The 26,365-nt window shown below is 75.5% G+C and carries 19 protein-coding genes and 1 tRNA gene; 10 read left to right on the top strand and 10 right to left on the bottom strand.

Going from position 1 to position 26,365, the window contains the following annotated elements; genetic code table 11:
* The first annotated feature begins 136 nt into the window (after positions 1-136).
* Positions 137-3,370 carry an error-prone DNA polymerase gene (locus R3E88_07210; protein MEZ4216249.1) on the top strand — a complete coding sequence of 1,078 codons (3,234 nt, stop codon included), beginning with the start codon at positions 137-139 and terminating at the stop codon, positions 3,368-3,370.
* Between the two features lie 37 nt (positions 3,371-3,407).
* Here the strand turns inward: R3E88_07210 and R3E88_07205 are convergent, their stop codons facing one another.
* The 3 genes from R3E88_07205 to tkt are packed head-to-tail and all read right to left on the bottom strand — an operon-like array spanning position 3,408 to position 6,850.
* Positions 3,408-4,028 carry a hypothetical protein gene (locus R3E88_07205; protein MEZ4216248.1) on the bottom strand — a complete coding sequence of 207 codons (621 nt, stop codon included), beginning with the start codon at positions 4,026-4,028 and terminating at the stop codon, positions 3,408-3,410.
* Entirely contained in the window at positions 4,025-4,765 is a 741-nt protein-coding gene (locus tag R3E88_07200) for an Mbeg1-like protein (protein ID MEZ4216247.1), read from the bottom strand. Before R3E88_07200 ends, R3E88_07205 begins: the two co-directional genes overlap by 4 nt.
* A gap of 54 nt (positions 4,766-4,819) precedes the next feature.
* Complete coding sequence (tkt, locus tag R3E88_07195) at positions 4,820-6,850, bottom strand: transketolase (protein ID MEZ4216246.1); 2,031 nt, start codon at positions 6,848-6,850, stop codon at positions 4,820-4,822.
* A gap of 241 nt (positions 6,851-7,091) precedes the next feature.
* On the opposite strand from tkt, the gene R3E88_07190 reads away from it, so the two are divergent.
* Positions 7,092-8,144: an alpha/beta hydrolase gene (locus tag R3E88_07190; protein ID MEZ4216245.1), complete on the top strand. Its 1,053-nt coding sequence runs from the start codon at positions 7,092-7,094 to the stop codon at positions 8,142-8,144.
* A gap of 43 nt (positions 8,145-8,187) precedes the next feature.
* Here R3E88_07190 and R3E88_07185 read toward each other — a convergent pair whose 3' ends face one another.
* From R3E88_07185 to R3E88_07175, 3 genes are all read right to left on the bottom strand, one after another.
* The gene (locus R3E88_07185) at positions 8,188-10,362 is read right to left on the bottom strand and encodes a PQQ-dependent dehydrogenase, methanol/ethanol family (GenBank protein ID MEZ4216244.1); all 2,175 of its coding nucleotides are present in this window, start codon (positions 10,360-10,362) and stop codon (positions 8,188-8,190) included.
* Between the two features lie 134 nt (positions 10,363-10,496).
* On the bottom strand, positions 10,497-11,492 hold the full coding sequence (locus R3E88_07180; GenBank protein ID MEZ4216243.1) for a 3'(2'),5'-bisphosphate nucleotidase: 996 nt from the start codon (positions 11,490-11,492) through the stop codon (positions 10,497-10,499).
* 74 nt (positions 11,493-11,566) lie between these two features.
* Positions 11,567-11,641, bottom strand: a tRNA-Pro gene (locus tag R3E88_07175).
* Between the two features lie 172 nt (positions 11,642-11,813).
* On the opposite strand from R3E88_07175, the gene leuC reads away from it, so the two are divergent.
* Genes leuC through R3E88_07160 form a run of 3 tightly spaced genes read left to right on the top strand, consistent with a single transcriptional unit; the run spans position 11,814 to position 15,132 of the window.
* On the top strand, positions 11,814-13,235 hold the full coding sequence (leuC, locus tag R3E88_07170; protein ID MEZ4216242.1) for a 3-isopropylmalate dehydratase large subunit: 1,422 nt from the start codon (positions 11,814-11,816) through the stop codon (positions 13,233-13,235).
* 2 nt (positions 13,236-13,237) lie between these two features.
* Complete coding sequence (gene leuD, locus R3E88_07165) at positions 13,238-13,849, top strand: 3-isopropylmalate dehydratase small subunit (GenBank protein ID MEZ4216241.1); 612 nt, start codon at positions 13,238-13,240, stop codon at positions 13,847-13,849.
* A 14-nt stretch (positions 13,850-13,863) separates the two neighbouring features.
* Positions 13,864-15,132 (top strand): CoA transferase, encoded by a 1,269-nt coding sequence (locus R3E88_07160; protein ID MEZ4216240.1) that lies wholly within the window; start codon positions 13,864-13,866, stop codon positions 15,130-15,132.
* Positions 15,133-15,192: 60 nt separating this feature from the next.
* Here R3E88_07160 and R3E88_07155 read toward each other — a convergent pair whose 3' ends face one another.
* A complete protein-coding gene (locus R3E88_07155; protein ID MEZ4216239.1) occupies positions 15,193-15,969 on the bottom strand; it encodes an enoyl-CoA hydratase-related protein in 777 nt (258 codons plus the stop codon).
* A 134-nt stretch (positions 15,970-16,103) separates the two neighbouring features.
* On the opposite strand from R3E88_07155, the gene R3E88_07150 reads away from it, so the two are divergent.
* Positions 16,104-16,868, top strand: a complete 765-nt coding sequence (locus R3E88_07150) for a DUF1499 domain-containing protein (GenBank protein MEZ4216238.1) — start codon at positions 16,104-16,106, stop codon at positions 16,866-16,868.
* A 63-nt stretch (positions 16,869-16,931) separates the two neighbouring features.
* On the opposite strand, the gene R3E88_07145 is transcribed toward R3E88_07150, so the two are convergent.
* Genes R3E88_07145 through R3E88_07135 form a run of 3 tightly spaced genes read right to left on the bottom strand, consistent with a single transcriptional unit; the run spans position 16,932 to position 20,776 of the window.
* Complete coding sequence (locus tag R3E88_07145) at positions 16,932-18,605, bottom strand: acyl-CoA synthetase (GenBank protein ID MEZ4216237.1); 1,674 nt, start codon at positions 18,603-18,605, stop codon at positions 16,932-16,934.
* A 51-nt stretch (positions 18,606-18,656) separates the two neighbouring features.
* Complete coding sequence (locus R3E88_07140) at positions 18,657-19,589, bottom strand: hypothetical protein (GenBank protein ID MEZ4216236.1); 933 nt, start codon at positions 19,587-19,589, stop codon at positions 18,657-18,659.
* Positions 19,586-20,776: a class I SAM-dependent rRNA methyltransferase gene (locus tag R3E88_07135; protein MEZ4216235.1), complete on the bottom strand. Its 1,191-nt coding sequence runs from the start codon at positions 20,774-20,776 to the stop codon at positions 19,586-19,588. Before R3E88_07135 ends, R3E88_07140 begins: the two co-directional genes overlap by 4 nt.
* Positions 20,777-20,872: 96 nt before the next feature.
* Here R3E88_07135 and R3E88_07130 point away from each other — a divergent pair, with 96 nt between their 5' ends.
* The 4 genes from R3E88_07130 (at position 20,873) to R3E88_07115 (ending at position 26,346) form a co-directional block, all read left to right on the top strand.
* The gene (locus tag R3E88_07130; protein ID MEZ4216234.1) at positions 20,873-22,993 is read left to right on the top strand and encodes a thioredoxin domain-containing protein; all 2,121 of its coding nucleotides are present in this window, start codon (positions 20,873-20,875) and stop codon (positions 22,991-22,993) included.
* A gap of 88 nt (positions 22,994-23,081) precedes the next feature.
* Positions 23,082-24,134 carry a deoxyhypusine synthase family protein gene (locus tag R3E88_07125; GenBank protein MEZ4216233.1) on the top strand — a complete coding sequence of 351 codons (1,053 nt, stop codon included), beginning with the start codon at positions 23,082-23,084 and terminating at the stop codon, positions 24,132-24,134.
* Between the two features lie 5 nt (positions 24,135-24,139).
* Entirely contained in the window at positions 24,140-25,432 is a 1,293-nt protein-coding gene (locus tag R3E88_07120) for a dipeptidase (protein ID MEZ4216232.1), read from the top strand.
* Positions 25,429-26,346, top strand: a complete 918-nt coding sequence (locus R3E88_07115) for an LLM class flavin-dependent oxidoreductase (GenBank protein MEZ4216231.1) — start codon at positions 25,429-25,431, stop codon at positions 26,344-26,346. Before R3E88_07120 ends, R3E88_07115 begins: the two co-directional genes overlap by 4 nt.
* Positions 26,347-26,365 lie beyond the last annotated feature (19 nt).

Genomic DNA, 26,365 nt, shown 5'->3' with positions numbered 1-26,365 from the left:
GCCGATCGCCGCGCACCGGAGCGGGGCGAACGCCCGAGCGGAGGCGGCGCGGACGACCGGCGCGCGCGCCGAGGCGGCGCGCGCGACTTGCCCGGAGGCGAACACGAGGCGAAAGTAGCGGGACACCGGAGCCCCCATGTCCCGCCCGCCCCCTCCCCTCGCTCCTGCGCCCGGGCCGCGCGCGCCCGGCCGCACCACAGCGCGCCCCGCCCGCCCGCGCGCGGAGCCCGGCGACTACGTCGAGCTGCGCGCGCGCAGCGCGTTCTCCTTCCTCGAGGGTGCCTCGAACCCCGAAGAGCTCGCGACGCGCGCGGCCGAGCTCGGCTATCCGGCGCTCGCGCTCGCCGACCGCGACGGCGTCTACGGCGCGCCGCGCTTCCACGCGGCGACGCGCGCCGCGGGCGTGCGCGGCATCGTCGGTGCCGAGCTGTTCGTCGATGCGGCGCGCACGCAGCGCGTGCGGCTGCTCGTCGCGTCGCGCGAGGGCTGGCGCCACCTCGGCCGCCTCACGACGCTCGCGCACGCGGCGGCCGGCGACGCGCGGCGCGCGGGCGCGGCGTTCGCGACCTGGGAGCAGGTGGAGGAGCACGCGCGCGGGCTCGTCGCGCTCGTCGCCGGCGACGCGACGCTCGAGGCCGCGATGCTCGACCGCGCGCTCGGCGTGTTCGGGCGCGCGCACCTGCGCGTCGACGTCGCGCGGCCGCTCGAGCGCACCGCCGCGCGCGACGCGCGGCGCGCCGCCGACCTCGCGGCCTCGCTCGGCGTCGACGTCGTCGCGTCGGGCGACGTGCGCGCGGCGCGCGCGGCCGACCGTCCGCTGCTCGACGCATTCACGTGCCTGCGACACGGGACGACGCTCGAGGCGGCGGGCCGGCGCCTGCTGCCGAACGGCGAGCGCCACCTGCAGCCGCGCGAGGTCGTCGCGGCGCGCTTCGCCGATGCGCCGGAGCTCGTGCGCGGCACGCGCGAGCTGGCCGAGCGCTGCGCGTTCACGCTCGAGGATCTCGGCTACCGCTTCCCCGTCTTCCCGGTGCCGGACGGGCACACGCAGGCCTCGTGGCTGCGCGCGCTCACGTTCCGCTGTGCGCGCGAGCGCTACGGCGCCGCGCTCGCGCCGCGCGTGCGCGCGCAGCTCGAGCGCGAGCTCGCCGTGATCGAGAAGCTCGACCTCGCCGGCTACTTCCTGATCGTGCACGACATCGCGCGCTTCGCGCGCGAGCGCCGCATGCTGGCGCAGGGGCGCGGCTCGGCCGCGAACAGCGCCGTCTGCTACGCGCTCGGCATCACCGCCGTCGACCCGGTCGGCATGGAGCTGCTGTTCGAGCGCTTCCTGTCGGAGGAGCGCGGCGAGTGGCCCGACATCGACATCGACCTGCCCTCGGGCGCACAGCGCGAAGAGGTGATCCAGTACGTCTTCGCGAAGTACGGCGCGCACGGCGCGGCGATGACGGCGAACGTCATCACCTATCGCACGCGCATGGCCGTGCGCGAGATGGGCAAGGTGCTCGGCCTCGACGGCGACACGACGGGCGCGCTGTCGAAGGCGCTCGCGAGCATGGGCTTCCGCGACGGAGAGGACCCTTCCGAGCTCCGGCGCACGCTGCGCGAGAGCGGCGTCGACCCCGATGCGCCGCGCATCGCGAAGCTGCTCGAGCTCGTCGCGCGCGTGCAGGGGCTGCCGCGCCATCTCGGGCAGCACAGCGGCGGCATCGTGATCGCGGCCGGGCGGCTCGACGAGGTGGTGCCGATCGAGCCCGCCTCGATGCCCGGACGCCGCGTCGTGCAGTGGGACAAGGAGGACTGCGCCGACCTCGGCATCATCAAGATCGACCTGCTCGGGCTCGGCATGCTCGCGGCGCTCGAGGAGACGATCCCGATGATCCGCGACGCGTGCGGCGTCGAGATCGACCTCGCGAAGCTCCCGCCCGACGACGCCGCGACGTACGCGATGATCCAGAAGGCCGACACGATCGGCACGTTCCAGATCGAGAGCCGCGCGCAGATGGCGACGCTGCCGCGCCTTCGGCCCGCCTGCTTCTACGACCTCGTGGTCGAGATCGCGATCATCCGGCCCGGCCCGATCGTCGGGCAGATGGTGCACCCGTACCTGAACCGGCGCGCCGGCCGCGAGCCCGTCACCTATCCGCACCCGTCGCTCGAGCCCATCCTGCGGCGGACGTTGGGCGTCCCGCTGTTCCAGGAGCAGCTCCTGCGCATCGCGATGACGGCGGCCGGCTTCTCGGGCGGCGAGGCCGAGGAGCTGCGGCGCGCGATGGGCTTCAAGCGTTCGATCGAGCGCATGCAGCAGATCGAAGCGCGCCTGCGCAGCGGCATGGGCGCGCGCGGCATCACGGGCACGGCGCAGGACGACATCGTCCGCCACATCACCTCGTTCGCGCTCTACGGCTTCCCCGAGTCGCACTCGGCCTCGTTCGCGCTGATCGCCTACGCCTCGTCCTACTTGAAGTGCCACTTCCCGGCGGCCTTCCTCGCCGGCCTGCTCAACGCCTGGCCGATGGGCTTCTACAACCCGGCGACGCTGGTCAAGGACGCGCAGCGCCACGGCGTCGAGGTGCGCGCGATCGACGTCGCGCGCTCGCACTGGAAGTGCACGCTCGAGGGCGAGCGCTGCACGCGCATCGGGCTTCGCCATGCGAGCGGCCTGCGCGCGGGAAGCGGCCTGCGCATCGAGCGCGCGCGCGCCGAGCGGCCCTTCGACTCACTCGGCGACTTCGTGCGCCGCGCCGCCCTGCAGCGCGACGAGCTCGACGCGCTGGCCGAGCTCGGCGCGCTCGCGAGCCTGCCCGGCGCGCCCACGAAGCGGCGCGCCGCGCTGTGGCAGGTGGCGGGCATCGAGCGCGACGCGACGTCGCTGTTCGCGGGCGAGGCGCCGGTGGCGCGGGACGGCGCGCATAGCGCGAGCGAGGCGGAGGGCGCGATCCCCGTTCCCGAGATGGACGACGTCGAGGCGACGCTCGCCGACTATCGTCTCGCCGGCCTCACGACCGGGCCGCAGATCGTCGCGCACCTGCGACCGCGACTGCGCGCGCGCGGCGTGCTCTCGGCCGCCGAGCTGCGCGACGTGCCGAACGGGCGCTGGGTGCGCATCGCGGGGCACGTGATCGTGCGCCAGCGACCCGGCCCCGCGCAGGGCGTCTGCTTCGTCACGCTCGAGGACGAGACCGGCACCTCGAACGCCGTGCTCATGCCCGCCGAGTTCCGCCGCTTCCGCGCGCCGCTCCACCAGGCGCCGATCGTCGAGATCGCGGGCCCCGTGCAGAACGTCGACGGCGTGATCCACGTGCGCGCGCGCGAGCTCTCGCCGGTCGCACTCTCGGGCGACCTGCCCGGCTCGCACGACTATCGCTAGCGAGTCGGCCGCGCCGCGCATCGCCTCGCGCGCTGCGCTACCCCGGCGGCGACAGCGGAAAGGACGTCCAGAGGCCGTCCTGTGAACGGATCTGCAGCTCGAGATCCCGGGGCAGGCGATCCCAGAAGCTGCAGATGAAGGCGATCTGCCACTCCTCGATTCCGGTCGCCGCATCGCGCGTCACGCCCTGAACGATTCCCCCGCTCGTGCCCACGCGACTCGTGCCCGCCTCTCCGTGCTGCAGGCGCACGCGGTCGGCCATCGCCGTGGCGCGCTCTCCCGCCGCGAGCGCGTCCGGCACCGTGCCTGCGGCCGGGTCCGATGGCGTCGCAGGCGCACCGATGCTGGCGGGATCGAAGGTCAGCCACGCAGAGCACGGCTCGCTTCGCGTCGCGCGCACGAGCGTGAAGCGGAGGACGCCGGGCCATCCCGGCATCGACGCCGCATCGCGAACCGCAGGCGCTGCGGACGCGATGCCCGCGCCTTCCCCCGCGATGCGCTCGTAGCCCGTCGACGAGCGCGCGAACGAGAGTGCTCCGTCGGTCGGGGTCGCCGCAGGCTCCGGATCCGAGGGCGAGCATCCGATCGCGACGAGCGCGGCGAGCCCGGCCACCGCGAGACGTCGGAACCGCCGGCCGCGCCCTCCGATGCAGGTCATAGCTCCTCGTGGAATCGCGGATCGGCCGCGATCGCCCAGTAGAGCTGCTGCATGGAGTGCTGACACATCAGATAGGCGGCGCCCTGCCCCAACGCCTGGCCGAGGAGCGAGGCGACCCCACCGAACGAGAACGACGGAGACGGACAGAAGTTCCCGATCGACAGGTCGCTTCCCAGCGTCGCACCCGTGCCGATCGAAACGGGATCGTGGACGGCGCGGATGTTCGTGATCCGCGCGCCGGCATCGTCGTCGTCGAGCGCGACCGACACCGCGTCGCGCATCACGCTCGCGAGAACGCTCCCGATCGGACTGTCCGCGAGCAGACGATCGGCCTCCGCGCGCGCCATCCCCGGGGCATTGAACGTGACCGTCCGCACGCCCTGGCGATAGCCGACGAGACTCGCGAGCCCGCCGCCGAGCGAGTGTCCGGTGAGCAGGAACCGCGACACGGAGTGACTCTGGAGTACCGTGCGCACGCTCGAGTACGCCATCGCCGCCTCGAGGAACTGCAGCGGATACTTGCCGAGCGCGATCTGGAGGTCGGCCAATCCGTCGTGGAGCACGTCGTCCGTGCCCCGGAAGGCGAGGCACCACTCGTCGCCCTTCCGGAACACCGCAGCGAAGAATCCGGCCTTCGAGTCGCCGAAGGGGGCCACGCGACTCCACGCCCCCGACATCGACGAGTCCGCCTCGTAGACGTCGAGACTCATTCGCGCGAGCTCCGCGATGGTCGCCATCGCGAATGCCTCCTCTGCACCCGGCGGTCGCGGCAGCCGCTGCCGCTTCCTTCCCTACCCCACGAGCTCCTTCACGCGCGCGGCGAGCGCATCCGGCGTGAAGCCGAAGTGCTCGGCGAGCGCGGGCGCGGGGGCGGAGGCGCCGAAGCGGTCGATGCCGTAGACGAGGCCCTTGCGGCCGACGAGCCTGCGGAAGCTCTCGCCGCGCGCGGCCTCGACGGCGACGACGGGCGTGCCGTCGTCGGGCACGAGGCCCTCGACGTAGGCGTCGCCCTGCGCCTCGAAGAGCTCGAGGCACGGCACCGACACGACGCGCACGGCGAGACCGCCCGCGGCGAGCTTCGCCGCGGCGTCGCACGCGAGCCGCACCTCGGTGCCGGTCGCGAGCAGCACGACGTCGGGCTTGCCCTTCGGCTCGACGACCGCGTAGCCGCCCTTCCACACGTCGGCGAGCGCGAAGCCCTTCGCGCGCTCGAGCGCCTTCACCTTCTGGCGCGAGAGCGAGAGCAGCGCGGGGCCGCTCGCCTGCTCGAGGATCCAGGCGTAGGCGGCCGCCGTCTCGACACCGTCGGCCGGGCGCCAGACGGGCAGGTTCGGGATCGCGCGCAGCGAGTCGAGCTGCTCGATCGGCTGGTGCGTCGGGCCGTCCTCGCCGACGAAGATCGAGTCGTGCGTGAACACGAAGATCGAGCGCACGCCCATCAGCGCGGCGAGCCGGATGGCCGGCCGCATGTAGTCGCTGAAGATCAGGAACGTTCCCGAGTACGGAAGGAACGTGCCGTCGAGCGCGATGCCGTTCGCGACCGCGCCCATCGCGTGCTCGCGGATGCCGAAGTGGATGTTGTGGCCGGCGAACGGGTCGTGGCCCTCGCCCGCGCCCGGCCCGACGACGCCGCGGCCCGACAGCACGGGCGGCGCCGCCGAGCCCGCGAGGTCGGCCGAGCCACCGACGAGGTACGGCACGTGCTCGGCGAGCTTCGACAGCACGAGCTTGCCGTGGTTGCGCGTCGCCTCGTCGAGGCCCGTCATGCCCTCGGCGAGGAGATCGGCGAGCCCGGCGGGCGCGCGCCGCGCGCGCGCCGCCTCGAACGCCTCGGCGCGCTCGGGGTTCGCGCCCGCCCACGCGCGGAACGCCGCGTCGCGCTCGGCGCGCTCGGCCTTCTTCTCCGCCGCGCGCGCGCGACCGTAGGCGGCGACGTCGTCGGGCACGAGCAGCTCGCCCTCGGTCGGCCATCCGAGGTTCTTCTTCGTCGCGACGACCTCGTCCGGGCCGAGCGGCGCGCCGTGCGCCTTGCTCTTGCCCGCGACGGCCGGGCTCCCGTAGCCGATCGTCGTGCGCATCACGATGATCGACGGGCGCTCGGTCTCGGCCTTGGCCGCCTCGAGCGCGGCGTCGAGCGCCGCGACGTTCTGGCCGTCGGCCGTCTGCACGTGCCAGCCCGCGGCCGCGAAGCGCGCCGCCACGTCCTCGCTCCAGCACAGGCTCGTCGGCCCGTCGATCGTGATGCGGTTGTCGTCGTAGAGGTAGACGAGGTTGCCGAGCCCGAGGTGGCCGGCGAGCGCGGCCGCTTCGTAGGCGATGCCTTCCATCAGGTCGCCGTCCGACACGATGCCGTACACGATGTGGTGACCCGGGCCGCGCACGTCGCCGCCCGCGAGCTGCGACGCCGCGAGCTTGCCCGCGAGCGCCATGCCGACGCCGTGTGCGAAGCCCTGGCCGAGCGGGCCGGTCGTGAGCTCGACGCCCGGCGTGTCGCCGTACTCGGGGTGGCCCGGCGTCTTCGAGCCGAGCTGCCGGAAGCGGGCGATGTCGTCGAGCGTGAGGTCGTAGCCGAACAGGTGCAGCAGCGCGTACTGCAGCATCGACGCGTGCCCGGCCGACAGCACGAAGCGGTCGCGCAGCGGCCACGCCGGGTCGCTCGGATCGAAGCGCAGGTGCTTGTCCCAGAGCAGGAAGGCCGGCCGCGCGAGGCCCATGGGCGCGCCGGGATGGCCGCTGTTCGCGCGCTGCACGGCGTCGACGGCGAGGAAGCGGATGGTGTTCTCCGCGCGGTCGCGGAGCTCCTGCGAGAGTTCGGATGCCATCGTGGGGGCGTCTCCGGGTGGGCGGCGCGTCGCGCATCGCGTGCGGACGGCAGCACCTACCGTTGTGCTCGTGGATCGGCGGGGGGGCCGGGACGACGGCGCGCACTGTACCGTCGAACGCGCGCCCCGGGCAATCGGGGCGAACGCTTCCGGCGTCGTCGACGCGCGCGATCGCGCCCCAGCCGAACGACGTTGTGCAGGCGGCGCGCAGCGCGCGCCGCGACGAGCCAGGAGGAGCCCGGTGGACGCGACGCTCGGCCCGATCGACGTGCGCCTCGACGTGACGGACGCCGTCGCCCCGCGGCTGCGCGGCGGCCGCGCAGGGGCCGCGGGCGAGCGCGGCGCCGACGCGCGGCTCGTGCAGACGGCGTGGCTCTTCGCGCCGCGCGACCCGGGCCCCGCGCCGCGCGTGCTCGTCTGCCTCGCCGGCGGCAGCTACGACAAGCGCTACTGGCACGCCGACGTGCCGGGCCGCGACGGGTACAGCTTCGCGCGGCACCTGGCCGGCCTGGGCTTCGTCGTGCTCGCGCTCGACCACCTGGGCACGGGCGGCAGCAGCGACCCGACGGGCGCGTCCGCGGTCGACCTCGCGCTCCTGCGCGACGGCGACGTCGCCGCGATCGCCGAGGCGCGGCGGCGCGCCGAGCGCGGCGCCCTCTGCGACGCGCTCCCGCCGCTCGCCGACGCGGCGTGGATCGGCGTCGGCCACTCGCTCGGCGCCTGCCTAACGACGATGGTGCAGGCGAGCGCGCGGCCCTTCGAGGCGGTCGCGCTGCTCGGCTACACGGTCGACGTCGCGGGCCTGCAGGGGGACGACGCCGGCGCCGGCGGCGCCGCCCTCGGCAGCGACGACGCCGCGCTCGCCGCGCGCGTGCTCGCCTCCGAGCGCCGCCTGCGCGCGTCGTCCGGCGCGCCCGACGACGCGCTCTCGACGCGCCTCGACCGCGCGCGCACGCGCGCGCTCTTCCACGCGCCCGACGTGCCCGACGACGTGGTCGCAGCGGACGACGCGGCGGCCACGCGCCTGCCCGTGCGCGCCGCGGCCGAGGTGACGACCGAGGGCTTCGTCGGCCGCTTCGCCGCCGCGATCGACGTGCCCGTCTTCCTCGGCATCGGCGGCGGCGTCGACGTCTCGCCGGCGCCGCACCGCGAGCCCGCCGCCTTTCCCGCGGCGCGCGACGTCACGCTCTTCGTGCTCGAGGGCGCCGCGCACTGCCACAACTTCGCGAGCGGGCGCCACCGGCTGTGGGATCGCCTCGCGGCCTGGGCCGCGTCGCTGCCGCCGCGGAGCTGAGCGCGCGCGGCGTGCGCGACGCGCGGGCGCGCGGGCGGGCGCCTCAGTCCGCCGCCCACTCCGCCGGGACGCACACCCGCTCCGACAGCCACGCCGCGGCCGACTCGAGCGCGCTCGGCTCGCGCAGCGCCTGCGCGACGACGTAGGCCTGCACGGCGAGCGCGTCCTCGCGCGTCAGCAGGTTCGCGAAGCTCGGCATGCCGCGCGCCTGGCGCGTGCCGCCGAGCACGATGTCGGTCCACTGCTCGTGCACGGTGCGCGAGGCGCGGCGCAGGTCGGGCAGCACGCCCGTCGCCTTCGTGCCGACGCCGTGGCAGCGCCAGCAGTGCCAGCCGTAGACCTCGCGTCCGCGCTCGACCTGCGCGGCCGTCGTCGCGAGCGCAGGCGGCGCGACCGGCTGCGCGGCGAGCTTCTCGACCTTCGGCAGCGAGGCCGTGCCCCCGAGCTTGTACGCGATCGCGTAGCCGCGGTTCACGTAGTCGATCACGTCGAGGTGCAGTCCGCTCGAGCCGCCCGTGCCCGCGAGCACCGCGACGTACTGCTCGCCGTCGACCTCGTACGAGACGGGCCCGGCCATGAGCCCGATGCCCACGTCCGACGCCCAGAGCTCCTCGCCGGTGGCAGCGCGATAGGCGACGAAGCGGCCGGTGCCCGAGCCCTGGAACACGAGGTCGCGCCCCGTCGCGAGCGCGCCGCCGTTCGTCTCGCTCGCGTGCGCGACGCGCCACACCGCCTTGCGCGCGACCGGATCCCACGCCGTCAGGTGCGTCGGGTCGCAGAAGCGCACCGCGCGCTCGTAGCCGTCGAGCGACTTCGCCATCGCCGGGAAGTCCTCGCCGGTGTTGAAGCGCCCGCCCGCGACGAAGCGCGCGTCGCGATCGACGTGGAACGGGTAGGCCATCTGCTGGCTCGGCAGGTAGACGAGCCCGGTCTTCGGATGGAACGCCATCGGGTGCCAGTTGTGGCCGCCGATCACGGACGGCGAGACCATCGCGCTGCCGTCGTTCCACTGCGCGCGACCCGTCTCGACGGGGCGCCCGGTCGCGAGGTCGACGCGGCTCGCCCAGCTCGTGAAGACGTAGGGATCGGCGGCGAGCAGCTCGCCCGTCGCGCGGTCGAGCACGTAGAAGAAGCCGTTCTTCGGCGCCTGCACGAGGAGCTTGCGGACGCGGCGGTCGGCGCCCTCGCCCCACTCGAGGTCGGCGAGCAGGATGTGCTGCGTCGCCGTGTAGTCCCAGTTCTCGGCGGGCGTCGTCTGGTAGTGCCAGACGAGCCGGCCCGTGTCGGGGCGCACGGCGACGATCGACGACAGGAAGAGGTTGTCGCCGCCGCCCGGGCTGCGGCGCTCGCGGTCGTAGGGCGAGCTGTTGCCGACGCCGACGTACAGCAGGTCGAGCGCGGGATCGAAGGCCATCGCGTCCCACGCGGTGCCGCCGAGCCCGAACTCCCAGGCCGATTCGGGGCTCCACGTCGCGCGCGCGAGCGCGTCCTCGGGCGTGCCGGCCGCGACGCCCGTGTGCGCGTCCTCGGCGCCGGGCTTCGCGGGCACGGTGTAGAAGCGCCAGCGCAGTGCGCCGGTCGCGGCGTCGTAGGCGCTGAAGTAGCCGCGCACGCCGAACTCGGCGCCGCCGTTCCCGATCACCACCATGTCCTTCACGACGCGCGGCGCGCCGGTGATCGTGTACGCCTTCGCGGGGTCGGTGGTCTGCACCTCCCAGAGCGGCGCGCCCGTGCGCGCGTCGAGCGCGATGAGGCGCCCGTCGAGCGCGCCGACGTAGACGCGCCCCTTCCACACGGCGACGCCGCGGTTCACCGCGTCGCAGCACGCGTCGCGCCCCTTCCAGCGCGGCACCTGCGGGTCGTAGCGCCAGAGCTCGCGTCCGGTCTTCGCGTCGAGCGCGAACACGATGCTCCACGTCGCGGTCGCGAACAGCACGCCGTCGACGACGACGGGCGTCGCCTCGTGCCCGCGCGTCTCGCCCGTCTCGTACACCCATGCGGGCGCGAGCTGCGCGACGTTGCCGGCGTCGATGCGGTCGAGTGGCGAGTAGCGCTGCTCGAAGTAGCCGCGGCCGTGCGAGGGCCATTCGGCGTCGGAAACGGAGTCGGCGTCGGAAACGGAGTCGGCGTCGGAGGCGGACTCGGCGTCGGAGTCGCGCGCGCGATCGGCGCGCGCGATGCGCGCGCCGTCGACCGCGAACGCGCGCGGCGCGGGCACCGGCTGCGCTCCCCCGCTGTCCCGCGCCGCCGCGGCCGTCGCGGCGGTCGCGGCCGTCGCGGCGGTCGCGGCCGTCGCGGCGAACGCCGCGAGCGCGCCGAGCGCCGCGACGGCGCGCGCCGCGCGTCGCGCGCTCAGCTCGCGGCCTCCGCGCGCACGCGGCGCACGGCGTCGACGACCTCGTCGTGGATGGCGGCCGCCGTCGCGACGACGCCGCGGTTGCGCTCGAGCGTCGCGCCGCGGCCGAAGTCGAGCGCGTCGCCGTTCGCGTCGCTCACGCGCCCGCCCGCGCACTCGACGACGAGCTTGCCCGCGGCGTGGTCCCAGATCTTCTCGCGGTAGTCCTTCTTCGTCGGCATGCGCAGGTAGATCGACGCGTCGCCGCGCGCGACCGCCGCGTACTTGCACTGGCGGGCGATGCGATACGGCTCGGCCGGGATGCCGAGCAGCTCCGCGATGCGCGCGGACTCGCCCTGGTTGCTGTGCCCCGACTCGACCGATTCGCAGAAGCGCGCGTCGGCCGCGCGCGCGACGGCCGCGACGCGCACGGGCGCGCCGCTCGCACCCGTGCCCGCGAGCGCGAGCGTCTGCGCGCCCTCGCCCGCGATCGCGGTGAAGAGCGCGCCCGCGCCACCGCCCGCCGCAGGCAGGTTCGGGCAGCCGAGCACGCCGAGCACGACCTCGCCGTCTTCGATCAGCGCGAGCGCGACGGCGTACTGCTCGCCGCGCAGGAAGCCCTTCGTGCCGTCGATCGGGTCGAGCGTCCAGTAGCTCCCGCCGTCGGCCTTCGCGTTCCCGAGGTCGATCCAGTCGAGCACCTCGTCGGCCGACGCGGCGCGCCCGAGCTCGCCGCCCACCTTCTCGACGACGGCCGCGCGCAGCGTCGCCTGCTCGGCGGCGCGCAGCTCCGTGGCGTCCTCCTCGCCGACGATGCGCGCGCCGGGCAGCGCCTGCGCGAGCTTCGCGCAGACGATCGCCTGCGAGGCGAAGTCGGCGACCGTGACGGGGCTCTTGTCCTTCTTCTCGAGCGTGTCGGCGTCGACGAGTGCGCGCTGCACGGCGATGCACACGCGCGAGGCGGCCCGCACGGCGTCGACCGCCGCGACGAGCTGGGTCTTCCGGTCGCTCACGGGCGTCCTCCAGTCTCTCTCGATGTCTCTCGGTGTCCGATCGGGCCGTCGACGCGGCGCGCGGCGACGCGCGCTGGTCGGGGTGGAGGGATTCGAACCCTCGACGCTGAACCCCCAAAGTTCAGGCTCTACCGCTGAGCTACACCCCGAGCTTCGTCGCGCGCGGCCCCGTGGCGCCGCGGAGCATACGGGAGGATGGGCGCCGCGGCGCGTGCTATCTCCCGCCGCGTCCGGTTCCCGCGCCGTCACGCCGCGAACGCCGGGCGCGCGGCCCCGCCGCGACGACGCGGCCGCCTTCCCCTCCACGGAGCCCCCATCCTCATGAGTTCCGCGAGCGCCACGAGTGGCAAGACGCTCTTCGACAAGGTCTGGGACCTGCACGCCGTGCGCGAGCTGCCGACCGGCCAGACCCAGCTCTTCATCGGGACGCACCTGATCCACGAGGTCACGAGCCCGCAGGCCTTCGCCATGCTGCGCGAGCTCGGCGTGCCGGTGCGCTTCCCCGAGCGCACGTTCGCCACCGTCGACCACATCATCCCGACGGATTCGCAGGTGCGCCCGTTCGCCGACGCGCTCGCCGAGGCGATGATGAGCGAGCTCGAGCGCAACTGCCGCGAGCACGGCATCACGTTCTTCGACTCCGCGAGCGGGCACCAGGGCATCGTGCACGTGATCGGCCCGGAGCTCGGCCTCACGCAGCCCGGCATGACGATCGCGTGCGGCGACTCGCACACCGCGACGCACGGCGCCTTCGGCGCGATCGCGTTCGGCATCGGCACGTCGCAGGTGCGCGACGTGCTCGCGACGCAGACGCTCGCGATGGCGCGCCTCGGCGTCCGCCGCATCGAGGTGAACGGCAAGCTCGGCGCGGGCGTGTACGCGAAGGACGTGACGCTCGCCGTCATCCGCCGGCTCGGCGTGAACGGCGGCGTCGGCTTCGCGTACGAGTACGCGGGCGACGTGTTCGACGCGATGACGCTCGAGGAGCGCATGACCGTCTGCAACATGGCGATCGAGGGCGGCGCGCGCTGCGGCTACGTGAACCCCGACGAGACGACCTTCGACTACCTGCGCGGGCGGTCGTACGCGCCGCAGGGCGCCGCGTTCGACCGCGCCGTCGCGTGGTGGCGCTCGATGGCGAGCGACGCGGACGCCGCCTACGCGGATCGCGTCGAGATGGACGGCGCCGCGATCGCGCCGTCCGTCACCTGGGGCATCAACCCGGGCCAGAACGCCGGCGTCGACGAGGCCATCCCGAAGCTCACCGACCTGCCCGACGCGCAGCGGCCGCAGCTCGCCGAGGCGCTCGACTACATGGGCCTGCGCGCGGGCCAGCCGATCGCGGGCATCCCGATCGACGTCGCGTTCATCGGCTCGTGCACGAACGGCCGCCTCTCGGACCTGCGCGAGGCCGCGCGCGTCGCGCGCACGGGCACGGTCGCCGCGGGCGTGCGCGCGCTCGTCGTGCCGGGGTCGCAGGAGGTGCAGCGCCAGGCCGAGGCCGAGGGGCTCGACGACGTCTTCCGCGCGGCGGGCTTCGAGTGGCGCGAGCCCGGCTGCTCGATGTGCCTCGCGATGAATCCCGACAAGCTCGTCGGCCGCGAGATGAGCGCGTCGTCGAGCAACCGCAACTTCAAGGGCCGTCAGGGCTCGCCGACCGGGCGCACGCTGCTGATGTCGCCCGCGATGGTCGCCGCGGCCGCGCTCCGCGGGAAGGTCACCGACGTGCGGGAGGTGCTGTAGCCATGGCCGCGAACGGACCGCGCCGGATCACCGACGTCGAGGGCACCGCCTGCGTGCTGCGCGGCGACGACATCGACACGGATCGCATCATCCCCGCGCGCTTCATGAAGGTCGTCACGTTCGACACGATGGGCGAGCACGCGTTCGAGGACGAGCGCGCCGCCGCGAAGGGCGACCACCCGCTCGACCAGGACGCCTACCGCGGCGCGCGCATCCTCGTCGTCGGCAGGAACTTCGGCTGCGGGAGCTCGCGCGAGCACGCGCCGCAGGCGCTCATGCGCTTCGGCTTCGACGCCTTCGTCGGCAAGTCGTTCGCCGAGATCTTCTTCGGCAACTGCACGGCGCTCGGCCTGCCGTGCGTGACGCTCGCCGACGCCGACGTCGATGCGCTGATGGACGCCGTCGAGCTCGACCCGACGCAGCGCGTGCGCATCGACCTCGTCGCGAAGACCGTCGCGTCGCGCGCCGGCGCGATGGCGGCGATCGTGCCCGAGGGCACGCGCAAGCAGCTCGTCGAGGGCACGTGGGACGCGACCGGGCTCCTGCTCGCGGGCGGCGACGCGATCGAGGCGACGGCGCGCCGCCTTCCCTACGTGGCGGGCTACGGCGCCTAGCGAGGCCCGGCGCGATGCGCCTCGGCGAGGTCCGCCACCCGGAGCGCGCGCGCGGCCCGAAGCCGCTCGCGGGCGTGCGCGTCCTCGCCGTCGAGCAGATGCAGGCGATGCCCTTCGGCACGCAGCTGCTCGCGCACCTCGGCGCGGACGTCGTGAAGGTGGAGCCGCCCGGGCGCGGCGAGTCGGGCCGCGCGTCGCGCCCGGCCGTCATCGACCGCGACGGAACGAGCGTCGGCGCGACCTTCCTGCGCAACAACCTCTCGAAGCGCAGCGTCGCGATCGACGTGCGCAGCGAGCGCGGCCGCGCGCTCGTGCTCGCGCTCGCGAAGCGCTTCGACGTCTTCGCCGAGAACGCGCGCGCGGGCGCGATGGCGCGCCTCGGCCTCGGCTACGACGCGGTCGCCGCCGCCAACCCGCGCATCGTCTACGCCTCGATCTCGGGCTTCGGGAACCTCGCGCCGAGCCCCTACGACGGCTGGTCCGCCTACGCGCCGATCGCCGAGGCCATGGCGGGCACGTACGAGCCGACGCGCCGCGAGGGCGAGCCGCCGCCGGTCGTCGTCGCGGGCGCGCTCGGCGACAACGCGGCCGCGCTCTACTGCGTGATCGGCGTGCTCGCGGCGCTGCGCGAACGCGACCGCAGCGGCCGCGGGCAGCACGTCGACGTCGCGATGTACGACGCGATGATCGCGATGACGGACATGGTCCCCTTCATGGGCTCGATGGGAGAGCCGCGCCAGGCCGCGACCGCCGGCCGCACGGGCATCGTCGAAGCCTACGCCGCGCGCGACGGGCACTTCGTCGTCGCCGTCTTCCGCGAGCACCAGTTCGAGAAGCTCGCGCGGCTCGTCGGCCGCCCCGAGTGGCTCGCCGACCCGCGCTTCGCGACGCGCGAGGGCTGGGCCGCACAGCGCAACGGGCCCGTGCGCGAGGCGCTCGAGCAGTGGGCGCGCGACCGGACGAAGCTCGAGGCCGCGCGCGCGCTCAACGAGCAGGGCATCGCGGCCGGCCCGAGCCATACGGCCGACGACCTGCGCGCCGACCCGCACGTCGCCGCGCACGGCATGCTCGTCGAGGTGCCGCGGCCCGACCGCGACGCGGGCGCGCCGCCCATGCTCGTGGCGGGCAACCCGATCGCGCTCTCGGCGATGGCCGACGGCCCGATCGCGCGCTTCCCGATGGTGGGCGAGCACACGCGCGACGTGCTGCGCGCCGAGCTCGCGCTCGACGACGACGCGCTCGCGGCGCTCGAGACCGACGGCGTGATCGGCCGCCCGGCCTGACGTCCCGCGAGCCCGCAGTGCAGCGAGCCCGACGTCCGGCGCGCCCGACGTCCGGCGCGCCTAACGTCCTGCGAAGTGCGGGTCGCGCTTCTCGAGGAAGGCGCCCATGCCCTCGCGCGCGTCGTCGGTCGCGAAGGCGAGCCCGAAGGCCTGCTGCTCGAGCGCGTGCGCGGTGCGGACGTCGGCGTCCTGCCCTTCCTGCATGATGCGCTTCGCGGCCGCGACGGCGACCGGCCCCTTCGCCGCGATCGCCTCGCCCGCCGCGATGGCCGCGTCGAGCAGCGCATCCGGCTCGAAGACGCGGTTCGCGAGCCCGATCCGGAGCGCTTCGTCGGCCGCGACGGGCGCGCCCGTCAGCACGAGCTCCTTCGCCCACGCGATGCCGACGCGGCGCACGAGGCGCGTCGTGCCGCCGAAGCCCGGGACGAGGCCGAGCCCGACCTCGGGCTGGCCGAAGCGCGCCTTCGTCGACGCGTAGATCCAGTCGCAGGCGAGCGCGAGCTCGCAGCCGCCGCCGAGCGCGAAGCCGTTCACGGCGGCGATCGTCGGGACGGCGAGCGCCTCGAGCGCCGCCGTCGCGGCGTGGCCGAGGCGTCCGAACGCGAGCGCCTCGACCGGCGAGAGCGCGCGCATCTGCGCGATGTCCGCGCCCGCCGCGAACGCCCGCCCCTCGCCCGTCAGCACGAGCGCGCGCACGCCCGGGTCGGCGCCGACCGCCGCGACCTCGCTCGCGATCGCCTCGAGCAGCGCGCGGTCGAGCGCGTTCAGCGACGCGGGGCGGTCGAGCGTCAGGACGGCGACGGCGCCGCGGCGCTCGCTGCGGAGGATCTCGCTCACGGCTTCGGCTCCCGGATCGGGCGCGCACGCGGCGCGCGGGGGCGCGGAACCTATCACGCCGCTCCGCGCGCGCGTGATAGCGTGCCGCGCCGCGCGGCCGGGGCCGCCGCACACGACCGCGAAGGAGGGACGACGTGGCCGGAGCAGGACCTTCGGGCGCGCACGCGCCGCACACATCGAATGGCGCGCCGCGCGCGTCGCGCCTCGCGACGGCGGCCGCGATCGTCGCCGTCGTCGCGCTCTCGCTGCCGGCGATCGGCGTCGTCGGCATCCACGTCGGCGCGCTCGCGCCGATGACGGGCTTCTACGCCTTCGCCGCCGGCGCCGTGCTCGGCGGGCTGCTCGCCACGTTGCTCGGCTTCGCCGGGCTCGTCGCGACGCGCGGCGGCCGCGACCCCGACGGACGGCTGCGCGCGTGGACGGGCCTCGGCGGCGGGCTCGCCCTGCTCGGCGTCGTCGCGATCGCGGCCGGGCCGAGCAGCGACCTCCCGCCCATCAACGACATCGCGACCGACCTCGCGGACCCGCCCGCGTTCGCGGGCGACCCGTCGGGACGCGGGCGCGACATGACCTATCCGGTCGACTTCGTCGCGCAGGTGCGCGCCGCCTATCCCGACCTCCACCCGCACGTCGTCGGGGCGTCGCCCGACGAGGCCTTCGACCGCGCGGCCTCGGCCGCGAACGCGCTCGGCTGGGACGTGACGCGCGCCGACGAGGCCGCGGGCGTGCTCGAGGCGCGCGACACGACGGCGATCTTCCGCTTCGTCGACGACGTGGTCGTGCGCGTGCGCCCGCACGAGCAGGGCGCGGTCGTCGACGTGCGCTCGAAGTCGCGCGACGGCCGCGGCGACCTCGGCGCCAACGCCGCGCGCATCCGCGCGTTCGTCGCGAAGCTCTAGCCGGCGCCGCTCGCGCGCGGCGCGCGTTCGCGGCGCGCGCGAGCCGGGCGCGGCGCGGGCCGCCTAGCGTTCGTCCGGGCGCGCGCCCTCGCCCGCGAGCGCGCGCTCGGCGGTCGCGCGCGCCCAGGCGTAGTCGGGCTTCCCGCTCGGTGCGCGCGCGATCGCGGGCACGACGACGAACGCCTTCGGGAGCTTGAAGCCCGCGAGGTGCGCGGCCGCCGCCGCGCGCAGCGCCGCGTCGTCGCGCGCGGCACCCGGGCGGAGCGCGACGAGCGCCGTCACCTGCTGCCCCCAGCGCTCGCTCGGCGTCCCGACGACGAGCGCGTCGTGCACGTCGGGGTGCGTCTTCAGCGCGAGCTCGACCTCCTCGGCGAAGATCTTCTCGCCACCGCTGTTGATGGTGACCGAGTCGCGCCCGAGCAGGTGCAGGCGGCCGTCCGCGCCGAGCCGCGCGCGGTCGCCCGGCACCGCATGACGGACGCCGTCGACCACGGGGAACGTGCGCGCCGTCTTCTGCGGGTCGCCGAGGTAGCCGAGCGGCACGTGGCCGCTCTTCGCGAGCCAGCCGATCTCCGCGTCGCCGGGCGCGAGCACGCGGTCGAGCGCGGCCGAGAGCACGACGTTCGCGCGCGCGAGCTCGAAGCGCGCCGTCTCGCCCTCGCGCCCCTTCGTCGACGACTGCACGGCCTGCATGCCCGACTCCGAGGAGCCGAGCGAGTCGTTGATGCGCAGGCCGGGGATCGCGTCGAGCAGCTCGCGCTTGCGCTCGCTCGACAGGATGGCGCCGCCCGACGTCAGCAGGCGCAGGCTCGAGAGGTCGTAGCGGCGCTCGGCGAGCGCATCGAGCAGCGGCCGCGCGAAGGCGTCGCCGACGATCGTGAGCGCCGACGCGCGCTCGCGCTCGACGGTCGCCCAGACGTCGTGCGGGTCGAGCCGCTCGGGGTGCGACTGCACGATCACCGTGCCGCCGAGGAACGCGATGTTGAACGCGGCCCAGTGCGCGGCGCCGTGCATGAAGGGCGGCGCCGCGAGCACGCGGATCGGGTCGCCGCGCTCGACGGCGCGGCGGGCGACGCCCTCCGCGTCGCCGGGCGCGCCGGGCGGGTAGAGCGCGCCGAGGAAGATGTCCTGCTGGCGCCAGAGCACGCCCTTCGGCATGCCCGTCGTGCCGCCCGTGTAGAGCACGTAGAGATCGTCGGGCGAGAGGCCGCGCGGCGGGGCGGGCGCCGCCGCCGCGAGCGCCGCCTCGTAGTCGAGCGCGCCGGGCAGCCGCGGCGCGCCGGAGCCGTCGTCGACCTGCAGCCACAGCCGCACGTCCTCGAGCCGTTCGCGCACGCGCGCGAGCGCGGGCGCGAACGCGCCGTGGAAGACGACCGCACGGGCGCGCGCGTCGCGCAGCAGGTAGACGAGCTCGTCGTCGACGTAGCGGTAGTTGACGTTGAACGGCGCGCAGCGCGCCTTGAACGCGCCGAGCATCCCCTCGAGGTACTCGTTGCCGTTGTGGAGGTAGAGCGCGACGTGGTCCTGCCCGGACTCCCAGCCCTCGAGCACCGTGTCGCCCGCCGCGTTCCGGCGCTCCGCGTGGCAGCCGAGACCGTGCGCGCGCAGCACGTCGGCGAGGCGGCGTGTGCGGTCGGTCGTCTGCGCCCACGTGAAGCGGCGGTCGCGGAAGACGATGCACTCGCGCTCGGGCAGCGCGCGCGCGATGGCCTCGTGGATCGCGGCGAGATTGTGCACGGAGTCTCCCCGGCCCGGCGGCGCGCCCGGCGCGCGCGGCGCGCGCGGCGCTCAGAACGTCGCGCAGAGTCCGATGATGCCGCGCATCGCGTCGACGCTCGGGGCGACGCGCGCGGCCGCGCCGTCCGGACAGAGCGCGTCGAAGCCGCCGTCGCGCGCCTGCTCGGCGAGCAGCCGCTCGAGCAGCTCCTCGGGCGCGAAGCTCGCGCCGGGGAGCGAGCCGGCCTGGCAGGCGAGCAGCACCTGCACGACGGAGAGCGCCTCCACGCGGTGGCTGCGGAAGCGCTTCTCGAGCTCGCGCCCGCACCACTGCAGCGCCTCGTCGGCGAGCTCGTCGGGCACGGTCGCGTAGAAGAGCGCGAGTGCGGCGAGGCCGGCGAAGCTCGCCGCCTCGACGCGCTCGGGCGCGAAGCGCGCGGCGAGCCAGGTGGCCGCTGCCGCGAGCCCCTCGGGCCGCGCATAACGACTGCGCCCGAGGCTCCCGGCCGCGAGCGCCGTCGCGAGCACGCGCGCGTCCTCGTCGGCGCCCGCGGCGAGCGCGCCGCCGAAGCCGCCGTCCGGGTCGGCGCGGCCCTCGACGAAGCGCACGGCGCGCTCCACGTCGTCGCCGTCGTCGCAGCGCAGCTCGGCGAAGAGCGCGAGCGCGTCGAGCGTCGCCGCGAACGCGGGGGCCGCGCCGAGCGCGCGCAGCTCGCGCGCGACCGCGCACTCGCCGTCGGCGCCGAGCGGCGCGAACGCGCCGTCGCCCTGCTGGAGCGCGTCCGCGAGCGCGCGCGCGCGGGTGGCGGGCTCGGCGCGCAGCGCGGCGTGCGCGCGCGCGAGCCCGAGCTCGCCGCCGTGCGCGCGCGCGAATGCGAGCGCGCGCTCGAGCGCCGTGGCCGCGCGCTCCTTGAGCGCGTCGGCACCTCCCGCTCCGCCGGCGTCCCCGCCGCCCCCGGAGTCGCCCGCGCCGCCGCCGCCCAGGAACACGACACCGCCGCTCACGGGCGGCCTCCGACGCGCACGAGCAGCCCCGTCAGGTAGCGGCCCTCGGGATGGTCGAGCGACACCGGATGGTCGGGCGGCGCGCCGAGCTCGCGCAGCACGGCGAGCGGGCGCCGCGCGTCGAGCGACGCGCCGAACAGCACCTTGCGGAAGAGCTCGGGGCCGACGTGGTGCGAGCAGCCGAAGAAGAGCGCGAGCGCGCCCGGATCCGCGCAGCGCAGCGCGTGGAGCGCCGCGTCCTTGTAGGCGCGGGTCGCGCGCGCGACGTCGCGCTGCGCGCGCGCGAGCGGCGGCGGGTCGACGACGAGCAGGTCGAAGCGCTCGCGCGCGCTCCGCACCCACTCGAAGGCGTCGGCGCGCTCGAACGCGACGCGCGCGGCGTCGCCGTTGCGCTCCGCGTTCTCGCGCGCGAGCGCGAGTGCGGGCTCGGAGGAGTCGACCGCGACGACGCGCTCGGCCCCGCCGCGCAGCGCGGCGACCGCGAAGCCGCCGGTGTAGCTGAAGAGGTCGAGCACGCGGCGCCCGCGCGCGAGCGCCTCGACCGCGTCGCGCGCGTCGCGCTGGTCGAGGTAGAAGCCCGTCTTCTGGCCCTCGCGCAGGTCGACCGTGTAGCGGCGCTCGCGCTCGCGGATCTCGGCGCGCGAAGGAGGCGCGCCGAACCAGGTGCGGTCGTCGCTGTCGACGCCCTCGCGGCGCGCGGCGAGCGCGTCTCGCCGCTCGAGCGCGTGCGCGACACCCGCGTCCTCGCGCAGCGCGAGGGCGACGTCGTCGCGCAGCCGCGCCATGCCGGCGCTCGTCACCTTCGCGACGGCGACGTCGCCGTACCGGTCGACGGCGAGCCCGGGCAGCCCGTCGCCCTCCGCGTTGACGAGCCGCACGGCGTCGGTCGCGCCGAGGAGCGCGCGCGCCTCGGCGCCGCGGCGGAGCGCGAACGCGGCGCGCAGGCGCTCGCGCACGAGCGCGCGCTCGTCGACGGGCTCCTTGCCGAACGCGAGCATGCGCACGCGCAGGCTCGACTGCGGCGCGTAGTGCCCGTAGCCGAGCACGTCGCCCTCGGCCGCGCGCACGCGCACGAAGGCGCCGGGCGCGGCACTGCCCTCGACGTGCGCGACGGCGCCCGACAGCACCCAGGGGTGCCGCCGGCGCAGCGCGCGATCCCGGCCCGGCGCAACGACGACGTCGATCACACGCGCAACGATCGGGGATCGCCCGCGCGCCGACAAGCGCACGCCCGGAGCCCGTCCGCCGGCGCGCCGCGCGCGGCCGCCTACACTCGCGCGCGCATGCCTCCCCCCGACGACCGCGACGCATCCGCCGGCCCGCACGCCCCGCACGACGCGGGCGGCCCGACGAACCGCCTCGCGAGCGAGACGAGCGCCTACCTCCGCCAGCACATGCACAACCCCGTCGACTGGCTGCCGTGGGGCGAGGAGGCGTTCGCGCGCGCGAGAGAGCGCGACGTGCCGCTGCTCGTCTCGATCGGGTACAGCGCCTGTCACTGGTGTCACGTGATGGCGCACGAGTCGTTCGAGGACGCGGCGACCGCGGCGGTCGTGAACGAGCTCTTCGTGCCCGTGAAGGTCGACCGCGAGGAGCGCCCCGACGTCGACCAGGTGTTCATGGACACGGTCGTGCGGCTCACCGGGCACGGCGGCTGGCCGCTCACCGCGTTCGCGACGCCCGACGGGAGGCCGTTCTTCGGCGGCACCTACTATCCGCCGGAGCGGCGTCACGGAATGCCGAGCTTCACCGAGGTGCTGCGCGCGGTCGACGAGGCGTGGCGCGAGCGGCGCGGCGCCGTCGAGCGCTCGGCGCACGACCTCGTGCAGGCGCTCGACGACCGCGCGACCGGCGTCGCCGAGGCGCCGCCGTCGGCGCGCACGGTCGTGCACTGCGCCGCGGCGCTGATGCAGGGCGCCGACGCCGAGAACGGCGGCTTCGGCACGGGCGGACCGAAGTTCCCGACGCCGACGACGCTCGAGGCGATCCTCACGGCGGTCGACTTCACGGCCGAGGACACGGCGTCCGAGTGGCTCCAGCACCTGTACGGAACGTGCGTGCGCATGGCGCGCCGCGGCCTCTACGACCACGCGGGCGGAGGCTTCCACCGCTACTGCGTCGACCCGCGCTGGACCATCCCGCACTTCGAGAAGATGCTCTACGACCAGGGCCTCCTGCTGCGCGTGTACGCGGAGATGTCGCGGCGCGCGCGCGGGAGCGAGGAGCTCGCGTGGCCCGTGCGCGAGACGGTCGCCTGGCTGCGCCGCGAGATGACGGCGCCCGAGGGCGGCTTCTACGCGAGCCAGGACGCGGACTCGGAGGGCGAGGAAGGGAAGTTCTTCGTGTGGACGCCCGCGCAGGTGCGCGCCGCACTCGACGACGCCGGGCTCGGCGCGAGCGCCGACGCCTTCTGCGCGGCCTACTCGGTGAGCGAGCGCGGCAACTTCGAGCACGGCACGTCGCACCTCGTCGACACGGCGGGCGAGGCGCGCGAGCGCTTCGCGGCCGAGCGCGCCGCGCTCCTCGCCGTGCGCTCGCGACGCGTGCCGCCCGCCACGGACCGCAAGCGCGTCGCCGCGTGGAACGGCTACGCGATCAGCGGCCTCGCGCGCGCGGCGACGTGGCAGGGCGAGCCGGACTTCCTCGACGACGCCGTGCGCGCGGCCGACTTCGTGCTCGCGCGCATGCGCGACGAGCGCGGGCGGCTGCTGCGCATCTTCGACGGCGGGCGCGCGCACGTGCCCGCCTTCCTCGACGACGTCGCGAGCCTGCTCGACGCCTGCCTCGACCTCCACCGCGCGGGCGGCGGCGACCGCTTCCTGGCCGCGGCGGCCGGCTTCGCGTCGGACGTCGCGACGCGCTTCTTCGACGCCGACGCGGGCGAGCTCTTCCTCACCGCGAACGACGGCGAGCGGCTCGCGCACCGCCCGCGCTCGGACCACGACGGCGCGACGCCGCAGGCGACCGGGCTCGCCGTGCTCGGGCTCGTGCGCATGGCCGAGCTCGCCGGGCGCGACGACTGGCGCGCGCTCGCCGACCGCGTCGTGCGCGACCACGCCTACGCGCTCGAGCAGCTCCCGCACGCGACGCCGACGCTCGTGCGCGCGGTCGCGCTGCGCGAGCGCGGCATGACGGTCGCCGTCGTCGTGGGCGACCCGGACGACGCGCGCACGCGGGCGCTCGCCGCGCGCGCGCGGCTGCGCCTGCTGCCCGAGGACGCGGTCGTCGTGGCGGCGCCGGGCGCGCCCGCGCCCGAAGGCCTCGCGGCGTCGTGGCTCGAAGGGCGCGGCCTGCACGGCGGGCGGCCGGCCGCCTACGTGTGCCGCGGCACGACGTGCTCGCTCCCGACGAACGACCCGGACGCGCTCGACGACCTCCGCGCCCTCTTCGCGCCCGGCGCCTGAGCACGCCCGTGCGCTAGGGTGCGACCCCCGTCGGCGGGGCGCGCGTCGCGCGCCCGCAACGCCCGGACTCGCGGGAGGAGTCGAGCCCATGCAGCGCGAAGAGGTGAAGTTCGGCACCGGTCACGACGACGGCCTCGAGCCGCTCGTCCCGCTCGACCTCGCCGCGACCGGCAGCGTCGACGCGCTCGTGCGCGCGATGTCGAACACGGCCTTCGGGGGGCGGCGGCTCGGCGAGGCGGCCGACACGCTCGAGGCGATGGTCCGCGACCGCGACTGCTTCCGCGTCGTCACCGTGTCGGGCGCGATGACGATCGCGAAGCAGGGCATGGTGCTGTGCGAGATGATCGACCGCGGCTGGGTGCAGGCCATCGTCGCGACCGGCGCGCTCATGACGCACGGCTTCGTCGAGGGCGCCGGCATGCTGCACTTCAAGCACCGCTCGACGATGAAGGACGAGTACCTCTACGAGCGCGGCTACAACCGCGTGTACGACACGATCGAGCTCGAGAAGAACCTCGACGACGCGGAGCAGGTGCTGCAGAAGGCGCTGGCGGGGCTCGCCGAGGGAACGGTGCTGTCGAGCCGCCTCATCATGGACCGGCTCGGCGCCTTCCTCGCGAGCGCGACCGAGGGCCGCGCCATCCTGAAGAGCGCGTACCAGCAGGGCGTGCCCGTGTTCGTGCCGGCGTTCACGGACTCGGAGCTCGGCCTCGACGTCTCGATCTTCAACACGATGCGCCGCCAGCGCGGCGAGCCGCCCTTCCCGTTCGACCCGTACCTCGACCTCGACGACTTCGCCGAGCGCATCCGCCGCCACGAGACGATCGGCATCTTCACGATCGGCGGCGGCGTGCCGCGCAACTGGGCGCAGCAGGTCGGCCCCTACCTCGACATCCGCCGTCTGCGGCTCGAGATCGACGAGCCGCTGCGCCGCTACAAGTACGCGGTGCGCATCTGCCCCGAGCCCGAGCACTGGGGCGGGCTCTCGGGCTGCTCCTACTCGGAGGGCGTCTCGTGGGGGAAGTTCGTGCCGGAGGCCGAGGGCGGGCGCTTCGCGGAGGTGTTCGCGGACGCGACGATCGCGTGGCCGCTCGTCGTGCGCTCGGTGATCGAGCGCCTCGAGGCGCGGCCGGTCGCCTAGCATCGGTGCGCCGGCGTGCGGGCGCGCGCCGCGGCGCCGCGGCGACGATCGCCCTCGCCGCGCTCGCGGCCGGCTGTGCGCGCGGGCCGGCCGCCGAGGCCGCCGCCGCGAGCGCCGCGGAGTCGCTCGACGCGCGCGCGGCGCGCATCCACCGCGACGCGATCGTCGTCGACACGCACTCCGACACGACGCTCTACTTCCAGGACGCGTCGTTCGACTTCGCCGCGCGCCACCCGAAGACCGAGACGCACATGGACCTGCCGCGCATCCGCGAGGGCGGGCTCGACGTCGAGTTCTGGTCGATCTACATGGGCGAGCGCCCGGAGCCCGGGAGCGCGATCCGCGAGGCGCTCGAGCGCATCGACGCCGTGCACGAGATGGTCGCGCGCACGCCCGGCGTCGCGCTCGCCACGAGCGAGGCCGAGGTGCGCGCGCACGTCGCCGCCGGGCGCTTCGTGAGCATGATGGGCATCGAGGGCGGGCACATCCTCGAGGACTCGCTCGCCGCGCTGCGCACGTTCCACCGGCTCGGCGTCCGCTACGTCACGCTCACGCACTCGTTCCACACGAGCTGGGCCGATTCGGCGGGCACGCGCGAGGTGCCGCCGCCGCTCCACGGCGGGCTCACCGACCGCGGGCGCGAGATCGTCGCCGAGATGAACCGCATCGGGATGATGGTCGACGTCTCGCACGTCGCCGACGCGACGTTCTGGGACGTCATCGCCGCGACGCGCGCGCCCGTGATCGCGTCGCACTCCTCGTGCCGCGCCGTCCACGACCACGTGCGCAACCTCGACGACGCGATGCTGCGCGCGCTCGCCGCGAACGGCGGCGTCGCGATGATCAACTTCTACTCGGGCTACATCGACCCGGAGGTCGGCCCGGCGATCGAGGCCTGGTACCGCGAGCACGGCCCCGCGTTCGCGGCGCTCGGCGTGCGCTTCGCCGACGACGGGTGGGGCCTGTGGCTCGCCCGGCGCGCCTACTATGCGGCGCACCCGATGCCGCAGGCTCCGCTCGCGCGCCTGCTCGACCACTTCGACCACGCGATCGCCGTCGCCGGCCCCGACCACGTCGGCATCGGCGCCGACTGGGACGGCATCGCCTCGCTGCCCGAAGGGCTCGACGAGGTGAACCTGCTGCCGGCGCTCACGCGCGGCCTGCTCGAGCGGGGCCACCCGGAGGCGACGGTGCGCAAGGTGCTCGGCGAGAACCTGCTGCGCGTGCTCCGCGAGGTGGAGGACGTCGCGCGCCAGAGCGCGAGCGCGGGCGCGGGCGCGCCGCCGCGCGCCGGATGAGGATCGGCCTGCAGCTCGACCCGCGCGGGCAGCGCGACCTCGCGTCGACGCTCTCCGCCTTCGCCGCCGCCGAGCGCGACGGCTTCGCGAGCGTGTGGCTCGGCCAGGTGTTCGAGCAGGACGCACTCACGCTGCTCGCGCTCGCCGGCACGTGCACGGAGCGCATCGAGCTCGGCACGTCGGTCGTGCCGCTGCCGACACGCCACCCGACGGCGCTCGCGCAGCAGGCGCTCACCGTGCAGGTCGCGACGCGCGGGCGGCTCTGCCTCGGCGTCGGCAGCGGGCACCCCGCGCTGCTCGAGCGCAAGCTCGGCCTGCCCGCCGACGACGTCGTCGGCCGCACGCGCGAGGCGCTCGCCGTGCTGCGCCCGCTCCTGCGCGGCGAGCACGTCGTGCACGAGGGGCGCTACCAGCGGCTGCGCGTGGCGACGCCCATCGCCGCGCCGAAGCCGCCGCCCGTGCTGCTCGCCGCGCTCGGCCCGCGCATGATCGCGCTCGCGGCCGAGCTCGCCGACGGCGTGTCGCTCGTCTACGCAGGGGCCGCCTTCGTCGCGCGCGCCGTGCGGCCGCGCCTTCCTGCGCGCGCGCGCATCGTCGCGAGCCTTCCCGTCGTCGTGTGCGACGACGCCGCGAGCGCGCGCGCCGCGGTCGACGCCTACACCGGCCCTTCGAGCCGCCTGCCCGTGTACGCGCGCGTGCTCGCGGCGCAGGGCGCCGCGCACCCGAGCGACGTCGCGCTCGTGGGCGACGAGGCGCGCGTCGAGGACGGGCTCGAGGCACTCGCGGCGAGCGGCGTGACGGACCTGAACCCGATCCTCGTGCACGTCGACGGCGAGCCCGGCGCCGCGCGGCGCACGCGCGAGTGGCTGGCGGAGCGGGCTCGTCGTCGCGCGCGCGTTCGGGATCTTCGTTAGGCGCGCCTTCGGGCGCGCG

It is taken from the genome of Myxococcota bacterium (genome assembly GCA_041389495.1).
GTDB lineage: Bacteria > Myxococcota_A > UBA9160 > UBA9160 > UBA4427 > JAWKRT01.
This window is presented reverse-complemented; position numbering and strand designations above follow the sequence as displayed.

Coding starts and splice junctions, on each gene's coding strand:
- R3E88_07210 (MEZ4216249.1), top strand. CDS start 137: ATGTCCCGCCCGCCCCCTCCCCTCGCTCCTGCGCCCGGGCCGCGCGCG.
- R3E88_07205 (MEZ4216248.1), bottom strand. CDS start 4,028: ATGACCTGCATCGGAGGGCGCGGCCGGCGGTTCCGACGTCTCGCGGTG.
- R3E88_07200 (MEZ4216247.1), bottom strand. CDS start 4,765: ATGGCGACCATCGCGGAGCTCGCGCGAATGAGTCTCGACGTCTACGAG.
- tkt (MEZ4216246.1), bottom strand. CDS start 6,850: ATGGCATCCGAACTCTCGCAGGAGCTCCGCGACCGCGCGGAGAACACC.
- leuC (MEZ4216242.1), top strand. CDS start 11,814: ATGAGTTCCGCGAGCGCCACGAGTGGCAAGACGCTCTTCGACAAGGTC.
- leuD (MEZ4216241.1), top strand. CDS start 13,238: ATGGCCGCGAACGGACCGCGCCGGATCACCGACGTCGAGGGCACCGCC.
- R3E88_07160 (MEZ4216240.1), top strand. CDS start 13,864: ATGCGCCTCGGCGAGGTCCGCCACCCGGAGCGCGCGCGCGGCCCGAAG.
- R3E88_07130 (MEZ4216234.1), top strand. CDS start 20,873: ATGCCTCCCCCCGACGACCGCGACGCATCCGCCGGCCCGCACGCCCCG.
- R3E88_07125 (MEZ4216233.1), top strand. CDS start 23,082: ATGCAGCGCGAAGAGGTGAAGTTCGGCACCGGTCACGACGACGGCCTC.
- R3E88_07115 (MEZ4216231.1), top strand. CDS start 25,429: ATGAGGATCGGCCTGCAGCTCGACCCGCGCGGGCAGCGCGACCTCGCG.